The organism is Candidatus Tisiphia endosymbiont of Ditula angustiorana (genome assembly GCF_964026425.1).
Classification (GTDB): domain Bacteria; phylum Pseudomonadota; class Alphaproteobacteria; order Rickettsiales; family Rickettsiaceae; genus Tisiphia.
Map to the genome: position 1 here is coordinate 42985 of NZ_OZ032143.1, position 7738 is coordinate 50722.

The following is a 7738-nucleotide window of genomic DNA, read 5'->3' on the forward strand; positions in this document are numbered from 1 at the left end:
CCGTGCTTGCAACTTTTATTGCACACGGCTCAAGTTCTAGGTAAGGCAGCATTGCCACCCAGCAGTTTTATACTCAACTCAGGACTAAGATCATCCACTGTTAGTCTAATATTGTCCGTCTTATCCCTGTGTTTAAAGTAATCTTTAAACACAGGATTAAATGGACTTACTTCACTCCTGATTTTAATGTGCCGTCTTATAGAAGTTTCACTTGCTTTGTATAGGTAGAGAGGAATTTTATTTCCTTTCTTATCTTTAACCATAGCATGAAAATTCCAATTATTTAGCCCACGTCTAATGTAGTATTTCTTAGTAGTCCAAGATTTACTTTTATTAGGGTGTCTTCGTAATATCCAGGACTTAAGTATTGTATAAACCATGTAATCCACATATGAGAAAGCCCTCGACGACACAGCATTACGAAAATAATTAGCCCATCCCCTTATTTTAGGGTTTAATAGGTTTATCAAATCTTCTGTCTTTGCTGAATAATTATCTTTAATTTTACTCCTAATGTCCTTTAGAAATACTTTAATATTTTCCTTTGCAGGTTTTATTAATAGTTTTCCTTTATACTTACGTACATTAAAACCTAAAAAATTAAAACCTTCGTCGATGTGGGTTATTTTAGATTTCTCTTGCGATAGCTCTAATCCTCTTTCTGCTAGGAATTCTGTTACAATTGGTATTACCTTTTCTTTTAGCACTTCAGGTGAACTTCCTGTAATAACAAAATCATCCGCATAAGAGATAAAGTTGATCTTTTCTTTGACTCTCATTCTTATATTGCTGCTTCTGATTTTCTGTTCGATTCCAGATAATGCCATCAATGCTAAAGTTGGCGAAATAATACTTCCTTGACCAGTTCCAAGCTCTGTGGGATATAACCTTTGCTTTTCCATAAATCCAGCTTTTAGAAATTTCCTAAGGATTTGTTTATCCATAGGAATATTTTCTAGTAGCCATTGATGTGAGATTTTATCAAAGCAGGCATGTATGTCCCCCTCAAAAATCCATTCAGCAGATCGCTTTCTAGATAGTACAGTAAAGCATTGTTCACTTGCATCTTTCGTGGATCTTTTCGGTCTGAAGCCGTAGGAATTTAAGTCAGCTCTTTCTTCTGCTATTGGTAGTAAAGCTATGTGCCACAGGGCTTGCATTGCTTTATCTCTCATAGTTGGGATTGAAATTGGTCTAAATTTTCCTTGTTGCTTCTTAGACGCATATATCCTCCTTGACGGTAATGGTTTATATCCATGTCGCTTAAGTGATAGAGCAGCTTGTATTTTCTGTTTTGATGTTTTCCAAATAATACCATCAACACCAGGTGTTTTGCCACCTTTATTGAGTACAACTCTTTTTACCGCTAAACATTTAGCATAAAATGAGCAAGTCAGGATTCTCTGCAAGGCTTTCACCCTACCTTTCTTCCCTTCTCGTTCTGCCTTAGCAATACGCATTTGTAGTCGAGTTACTTGCTTATCAATCTTCTGCCATGAGAGATCATCCCATGTTTTAGCTGTAAGAGCTGAAGAGGCATCAGTAAATATTGCTATTTCTGTCATTTGCGTTTCTTCATTATTTCGATTCTCCAAATTTTCTTGCTATCTAGAACCAGCTGGACGTAGGCACACTTTCGTGTCTGATCATTTGACCAGTATCTGCCTCATTACAAAGCAGCATTAGCTTTTTCCAGCATCCCAAACCTGCACGATTATCAGTATCCCTCACGAGATGCATTCCTAAAGATTGCTCTTTAGGAATCGTACAGGGTTTCCACGTTCCATGTTAGAAGTATGCCGGGTTAGGTGTCTGCTTTCGACCGGGAAATATAATGACCACGAGAATGTATAATAAATGCATTGCTCCGATTTCCATTACCATTTTGGTTCAAGTGTATCAACGACTTTCACTTGTTTATATTTACGATCTTTATCACAGATTCAGTTGCCTTCACCATACCGGCTTGCTTGCACTCACCCAATATGTCGTTATCAGGAGGAACATCTTCTCGCGATTCAGTCCCCACATAATTGCTTATGTTTCGTTACTTTGTCAGGGTCGCTGCTTTATTCAGACCCCTAGCATCATCCGGTGGTACGAATGGTCCTCTCTGAAGCGGAGGACAACTCCTTAACATAGCCTCGTGTCGCAGTTATTAATATTTAACGCTTTAACAAGATGTTTTATCCCTTCATAACTAATATTGTTGTTGCTTAGATTTATTTTGGTTACTATGTTGTTGTCTTGCAAAAACTTTGCAACTATCTTTGCTCCCTTATCGTCAATATTACTATTATGAAGATTTAAGTAGGTTACCGTTTCACTATTCTTTAAAGCTTCGTTAAGCAGTTTGATACTACTACCAATATCATGGTTGCTAAGATTTAGATAGGTCAATTTTTCATCAGCTTGTAGTTTTTGCTTAGCTTGTTCTAGTTCAAAAGAAATATCACTTGTTAATTTATCTTGTTTATTATTATTTTGTTGATTTTTAATATTGGTAAACATAGAATTAACTCCTATTTTTTGCTCTTTTAGAAAATAGTGGCACTGGGGTTAGATTTTAAAAATTTTCTGATTCTTTGTTTCTAACCTCGGTGCTTGAACACCACACCACGTGGGTCACTACTAATATATTACCCTCATCACTAACAGAGTCCAGAGAAGTTTTAGCACCTAGGGTATTTTTTTTGAAATTCGATAGATCAGCGGTAAAACGGAGACAGTGGGTAAATTTATTGTTATAGTCAGGGAATAAATAGTTATAGTAAAATTTAGCTAACTTTTCTGTAATAAAATTTTAATAGTTTTTTCTTTGTTATAAATATTATTTAGTTCTTGTTCAAGATGTAGTTTTTCTGCTTGTTGTTTTGCCTTGTTACAATAATTCAAGGCTTTATTGAAATCTCCATTGCTGAGATAAGCATCGGAATAAGTTAAATAAAAAAACATTTTTGTCCCATCATCAGCTATTTCCTCAATTAGGTTATTATATTTATTAAACTCTATTATCACTTTATTAGCTTGGTTTGTTAACATAAGTAATTTTCCATACAATGCTATTGATCGCAAATAACCTCTAGTGTTATGAGTCTTGTTAAATAGTGTTATTGCTTCTTGAATTGATTTAATGGAAATCTCTATTTCTAGTTTATTTCTATTAATCTTAGTTGTTGTTTTATTTTTGACTAAACCAAAAGTAGCCTTATTAAACAATAAGTTTGCCTTTAAATTTTTTAGATCATTATCCTTTATTGACTTACTTACTTTTATATCATTATATCTGTTAATTGCTGCATTTATTTTTTCTTCTGCCTTTTGATAATTACCCATTTTACAAAAATATGCTGAGTATAAATATAAGATTTTACATTTTAACATTTCTAAACCGTCAGTTTTCTGCAAATATCTATTGACCTCATCAAGAATCTTTAGAAATTCTTGATATTTTTCTTGATGAAAATAGACAGAAGAAGTCATTAAATCCATTGCCGCAAGATTTTTATTATAGTTATCCTTAAATTTACTTTTAAATTGTTGGTTAGTTTCAATAAGTTGTTGAAAGGAATTAGTAAGCTTAAACTCATGTTCATTATCTATAAAAAACTGCAATAATGATTCAAACCATCTTAAATTTAATGTAGAACAAATATTATTTTTACTGTCTAGGGTTTGCTGGAGTTGGTGACGTAACACTGCCTGCACTAAGCGATGAATAGCAATATGATCATTACCATTATAATTGATCATGGAATATTGCGACAATAGAGCAATGTGCTTGTTTAACGTTAATTGTGGCGATGATAAATTAGGATAAGTTGATTGAAGCCATGCGAGTAATAGTTTACGAGAGATTTTATCGGGTGCTAGGTAAGCACAAACTGTTAAAAGTTCAATAGCTATTGGTGGTTCATTATTAATCTTAGTCTCTCTAACAATTGCTTCTAAACTAATATTCCATGTTATGGCAACGGAGTGGTTATTTGTTCCTTCAGGTAAAATATTGCTTGCTAGTAACTCTGCTTCATGACTCTTGTAAAGATATAAATATTCTAGTATAGTTATATGGTTTTGCCTAATATAAGCACCAGCTTGTACTAGTGCTAATGGTAAGTATCCTAAAATTTCTACTAATTTTTTTATTTCATTTTGTTCTTCGGCTGTATCTTGCTGTATTAAGGACCTTATTGTTTTTACAGCCTCCTGTTCTGTCATAACATCAATAGGCAGTATTGAAAAATTTGTTGGCCAATAACGTTGACGAGTTGTTAAAATAACATATCCGCCAGCTTTTGGTAAAAATGCTTCAATTTCACGATAGTTGTTGACATTGTCATAAACTAAAAGCCATCCAGGATTGTCAACTAGCCATTGTTTAACATAAGCAATAATGCTTTCTTTGGTATAATTGACTTCTGCGTATCCTAATAATTTGGCAAACTCAACATACTTGTTATATAAATGATCAACATTTTCAGCAGGAAACCAAACTTTAAGCGTATAAGGATATTTTGTATGAGTGATATATTGCAAGGCTAATTGTGTTTTACCGATTCCCCCAAGCCCAGCACAGGCACTAATTGCTAAACTACTGATTGTTGGGGGTGTATGATGGTGATGTAATTTATTATATAAATCATCCAATAAATTTTTTCTGCCGATAAAAATATAATCTTGTCTAGGTACATTCCAAGTTGTCAGGTTTTTTGTAGATATTATTGGTTTCTGTGCTGTAAGTGATAGTGATTCTTCTCCTTGACTACTAATAGTTTTACTAACATTTACTTTATGTTCAAGTGTAAAAAAGCAAATACCACACATTATCAAAACAATTATGCTAATTACGCAAAATACTAATATATAAATATTTTTTGTGTCACTTTGCATATCTCTATTTACCGAAGGAGATATAGGGTAAATTGAACTAGAATTTTCTATTATACTACTATATCTTTCCTTAAACTTACGGATAATATTCTCGATATTTGTATTAGGGAAAAGTCTTGTGATGATTTCAAGAAACAGAAAATGATATAGTTTGTATTGTGAGGGATTAATATATTCAAAATTAGTTTGACTCGTTTGTTGAGATAATATTTTTATACATTGTTCTTCTTTTTCTAAAAGGAAGAACACTTTAGATATCTCTTTATCATCATCTACAATGATAGAACAATGTTCCTCTTGGTCGGGTATATTAGCTTCATTTATAGCTAGAACATAGATTGTGCATTGTTTTAATTGTATGCCTGTAGAACTGATCTCCTTATGCTTTAAGCATACTACTATAGGAGTAGTATTAGGATTCTCTTGAAACTCTATAGAAACTGTTATGCCTATAAGTCGTAAATCAATACATAGTTTATTGACCAGCAAGTTTAAGTTATCCTTTCCTAACCTTGGTAAAACAATTAGAAAGGACAACTTATCAGATTTTGTTAATATTAAAATTTCCTGTAGAATTTTATTAAATTCTTGTTGGATTAATAAGCTCAAATAATAACGGTGTATTAGTTTGTATTTATCAGATTTCTCTATAAAACTTATAATTCCTTCTCGGGAATTTGCTGCTATTTTTCGTTTAATATTAAGAATATGACTTTCGATAGTCTTGGTTTCGAGCGATTTATCTTTAGTTGATAGAAAATTGGCTGTTCCTTTCGCATTTTTCCCATGCATAATACATGCTATTATATCTATTTCCCTTGGCGTGAATCTTATGCCGTCAATAGTCATCAGATATTTTTCATAAATCTCTTGTGGACACAGTATCTCTTTGTCTTCCATAAAATCTAATTTATTTTAACTATTATTATCCTACAAGGTTAAAAATTTCTAATTTAAGATTATAGGTATCTGTTTTAAATGCAAAGATAAATAGAAAGATTTTTAAAATTATTTCTAAGTATTTTTTACTTACGTACAGTACCTACTGATTTTCTGAGCATTGATAATAATAATTTTCTAATTTAATGTTTTGAAATACTGCACTATTAAGAAGGTTGGCTATATCTCTTACTAACTCGGCTAACTTAAACACAGGATAGTTGTAAACACTATAACTTTGATAGTTCAGCACCAACAGTTTGTTTATGTTATTACATAAATGCTTTTAACACTTTGTTTGGTGCTTTGTAGTGATTGAGCATGCTCCTATTGTCATAAGAATACAATAAGATTAAAAAATATTTATTTTTTAAGATTTTAATTGACCCTATAAACTAGGATTTAAAAATATTGTTGGATTTTTATTGATGAGCCAAGAGGAGCGTGTAAGAAATAATTGATAAGAATAATAACATAGAACCAAAATTTATATAGAAGTAATGACTATTGAAAAACTTAAATGAGATCCAATAAAATGAGCAATTACAATGAAAAGGTCTATACTGAGTCTCTTAAAATAAATGAGGTTCATATTTGGAGTACTTATCTACTAGAAAATCCAAAAAATTTAAATTTACAATATTCTTGCCTGTCAACAGAAGAGAGAGAACGGGCAGAAAGATTTTATTTTGCAAGAGATAAAATAAAGTTTATTCAGGGACGATATTTATTGAGATACATAATAGCTGGTTATACCGGAATATCAGCGAACGAGGTACAATTTAAATATAATGAATATGGCAAGCCTAAGTTAAAAAACGACATAATAGGATTATCATTTAATGTTTCGCATTCTCATGATTTTATAGTTCTAGCATTTACTAGGCATAATGAAGTGGGTATCGACATAGAATTAACTAAAGAAGAAGATGTTAGCTGGCTGATAAATGCAGATATATTTACCAATAATGAAATTAATTTATTTAAGGATTTGGTTAGTTCCAATACAAGAGAAATTTTTTATAAATTATGGTCAGGTAAAGAAGCCTATCTAAAAGCTTTAGGGATAGGACTTTCTATACCTCTAAATAGTATAGAAATAGCCTTTACTGAGGATAAAAAGATAAAGTTGGTAAATAATCGACATACATCTTATGAGCCTTATTATTTGATAGACCTACAACATATTCCTGAACAATATATTGGGACTTTAGCACTACTAGAACAATCTAGTCACATAAAATACTTTAATAACTCAATGATAGGTAAGCCACTAGTTTGACTAGTGAGACCATCAAGGCTTGGCCTTTAGATTTAGTATAAAATAAGAAGTTATCATATATAACTTCTTTGGCTTGACGGTCAAAGGAGAAAATATATGACAACATACGAAAGTTTAAATTATTCTAAATGGGATTGCAAATATCATATTGTGTTTATTCCAAAGTGTCGAAAAAGAGAATTGTACGGGAAGGTTAGAAAATATCTTGGAAACGTATTCCATGAGTTAACTTTTCAACGAGGGAGTAAGATAATAGAAGGTCATATGGTACAAGATCATGTCCATATGCTCATCAAAATTCCTCCTAAATATTCTGTAGCCGAAGTAATAGGTTATATCAAGGGGAAAAGTGCTATAGCTGTTGCTAGGCAGTTTGGTGGACGAAAGCGTAATTTTAATGGAGAGAAGTTGTGGGCTAGAGGTTATGCGGTCTCAACTGTGGGATTTGAAGAGAATCAGATCAAACACTACATTAAGAACCAAGAGCAACTTGATAGTCTAGGTTCTGACGAAACAGGAGAATTTTAATTAACAATGGCAGCCCTTTGGGCTGCTCAATACCGTCAAGCCCCTCGCTTAGCGAGGGCGTTCTGACTGAACCAAATAACAAATGTAAAGAGATATATT

Annotated in this window: 5 protein-coding genes; 2 read left to right on the forward strand and 3 right to left on the reverse strand. The window is 32.3% G+C overall.

Annotation, left to right across the window (positions count from 1 at the left end):
- Positions 1 to 29: 29 nt before the first annotated feature.
- From ltrA to AAGD29_RS00265, 3 genes are all read right to left on the reverse strand, one after another.
- Complete coding sequence (gene ltrA, locus AAGD29_RS00255; protein ID WP_341758076.1) at positions 30 to 1565, reverse strand: group II intron reverse transcriptase/maturase; 1536 nt, start codon at positions 1563 to 1565, stop codon at positions 30 to 32.
- Between the two features lie 568 nt (positions 1566 to 2133).
- A complete protein-coding gene (locus AAGD29_RS00260) occupies positions 2134 to 2511 on the reverse strand; it encodes a hypothetical protein (RefSeq protein WP_341758077.1) in 378 nt (125 codons plus the stop codon).
- 270 nt (positions 2512 to 2781) lie between these two features.
- Positions 2782 to 5790, reverse strand: coding sequence for a LuxR C-terminal-related transcriptional regulator (locus AAGD29_RS00265; protein ID WP_341758078.1), 3009 nt, complete (start codon positions 5788 to 5790; stop codon positions 2782 to 2784).
- A 574-nt stretch (positions 5791 to 6364) separates the two neighbouring features.
- On the opposite strand from AAGD29_RS00265, the gene AAGD29_RS00270 reads away from it, so the two are divergent.
- Together AAGD29_RS00270 and tnpA are read left to right on the forward strand one after the other, a co-directional pair.
- Positions 6365 to 7111 carry a 4'-phosphopantetheinyl transferase family protein gene (locus AAGD29_RS00270; protein ID WP_341758079.1) on the forward strand — a complete coding sequence of 249 codons (747 nt, stop codon included), beginning with the start codon at positions 6365 to 6367 and terminating at the stop codon, positions 7109 to 7111.
- A gap of 96 nt (positions 7112 to 7207) precedes the next feature.
- Complete coding sequence (gene tnpA / locus AAGD29_RS00275) at positions 7208 to 7639, forward strand: IS200/IS605 family transposase (protein ID WP_341758080.1); 432 nt, start codon at positions 7208 to 7210, stop codon at positions 7637 to 7639.
- Positions 7640 to 7738: the final 99 nt, after the last annotated feature.

Bases quoted from the DNA above. Each gene is read 5' to 3' on its own strand.
- ltrA (WP_341758076.1), bottom strand. From the start codon at position 1,565: ATGACAGAAATAGCAATATTTACTGATGCCTCTTCAGCTCTTACAGCT.
- AAGD29_RS00260 (WP_341758077.1), bottom strand. From the start codon at position 2,511: ATGTTTACCAATATTAAAAATCAACAAAATAATAATAAACAAGATAAA.
- AAGD29_RS00265 (WP_341758078.1), bottom strand. From the start codon at position 5,790: ATGGAAGACAAAGAGATACTGTGTCCACAAGAGATTTATGAAAAATAT.
- AAGD29_RS00270 (WP_341758079.1), top strand. From the start codon at position 6,365: ATGAGCAATTACAATGAAAAGGTCTATACTGAGTCTCTTAAAATAAAT.
- tnpA (WP_341758080.1), top strand. From the start codon at position 7,208: ATGACAACATACGAAAGTTTAAATTATTCTAAATGGGATTGCAAATAT.